The sequence below is a fragment of the Clostridium sardiniense genome (assembly GCF_019753795.1).
In the GTDB taxonomy this organism is placed as follows: domain Bacteria; phylum Bacillota; class Clostridia; order Clostridiales; family Clostridiaceae; genus Clostridium; species Clostridium sardiniense.
This window is the reverse complement of record NZ_JAIKTU010000037.1, coordinates 1-1,768: the sequence shown is the minus strand read 5'-3', so window position 1 is coordinate 1,768 and position 1,768 is coordinate 1. Positions and strand designations below refer to the sequence as shown.

The following is a 1,768-nucleotide window of genomic DNA, read 5'->3' as shown; positions in this document are numbered from 1 at the left end:
AATCAATTGAGGACTTATCTATGTAGGAAATAATTTTTATAAAAATAAAATATTAAATTAAAGCACTTTAATATGCAATTAAAGCTATTAGAAATTTATATAAAAATATACATATTAAATATTATAAACTAAAGAAATAGAAAATATACTAATTAAAATTTTATATCTAACTAATAAGAAAGTTAAATAAAAAATTTAATTATTATACGAGGAGAGGAGAAAGAAATGAGGATACTAATAATCTAAATAATATTAATTTGTATAATTAATAATTTGTATAATAAGTACATGAAAATAGTATTAGATAAAATTAAATTTATCGATATTAATAGTGTTTTTTAATAAGTATGTATAAGGGGAGTTAAGATGAATAGAAAAAAAATAAAAATGATAATCATGGTTGTTATTATTACTTCAACAATAGGAATAAATAAAGTAAAAGTATTTGCAGATGTAAATACAGAAACTAATAATATAAATAGAGAGTATTCAAATTTAAAAGAAGTTGTGGATATTCCAGATGAAAACTTAAAGATAGCTATAAATAAACAATTAGGTCAATCTGAAAGTGATAATATAACTAAGGAACAATTAAAAGGAATTTTATCATTGAACTTAGTAGGTTTAAATATTTCTAATTTAGAAGGGATTCAATATTGTAGCAATTTAACGAGTTTAAATCTGAGAAGAAATAATGTTAGTGATATATCACAGGTAAAAGATTTGGTAAATTTAACCATATTAAATTTACAAACTAACAAAATAAGTGATATAAGTTATATAAAGAATTTAACTAAATTAAAAACTTTAAGTTTAATGAGTAATAATATAAAAGATATATCAGTATTAAGTGGATTAACTCAATTATCATATTTAAATTTAGGCGATAATAAAATAAAGGATATAGATTCAATATCTAATTTAAAAAAGTTAACTACATTAACTCTATCTCAAAACAATATAAGTAATATAACATCATTAGTTGGGTTAAGTAATTTAAAGGCGTTAACATTAGAGAAGCAAATTATATCTTTGGATGAGGTTGTAGGATATGGAACTGTAGAAATTAAAAATAATATAATTGATATTGATGGATCAGTAGTAACTCCTAAGCATATAAGTGATGCTGGAAAATATGATTTGAATACAAAAAAAATTAAGTGGATTAATATATATGCAAGTACTACTAGGACATATACCTTTGACAAGGAAATAAAAATTGGAAATGCACTTTGTAATTTCTCCGGACAAGTTAGTCAACCAATAAGATATGAGAACACTGTACCAGTGATAACAGCGGAAAATAAAATAATAAAAGCTGGAAGCAAGTTCGATCTAATGGTAGGAGTAAGCGCAACAGATAAAGAAGACGGAAATGTAACAAAAGACATAAAAGTTATAGAAAACACAGTAAACACAAATAAACCAGGCACTTATAAAGTAGTTTATGAAGTAACAGACAGCCAAGGAGCAAAAACTAGAAAAACAATAATAGTAACAGTAGTAAGTAATGACAAGCCAGTAATAAGCGGAGCAGATAATGTGAGCATAACAGAAGGAACAGCATTTGATTCAATGGCTGGTGTAACTGCAGTTGATACAGAAGATGGAAATATAACAAAAGATATTAAAGTTTCTGGTTCAGTAGATACAAATAAACCAGGAAAGTATGAAGTAACTTATACAGTAACAGATAGTGATGGTAACACAATAACTGTAAAAAGAGTAGTAACAGTAAATCCAAAAATGGTTGAAATAAATAATGCAC

The 1,768-nt window shown here is 24.5% G+C and carries 1 protein-coding gene; it reads left to right on the top strand.

Features of this window, described 5'->3' with window-relative positions; translation table 11 throughout:
* Positions 1-366: 366 nt before the first annotated feature.
* A partial coding sequence (locus K5V21_RS18975) for an immunoglobulin-like domain-containing protein (protein WP_221862657.1) occupies positions 367-1,768 on the top strand: 1,402 nt, incomplete at its 3' end.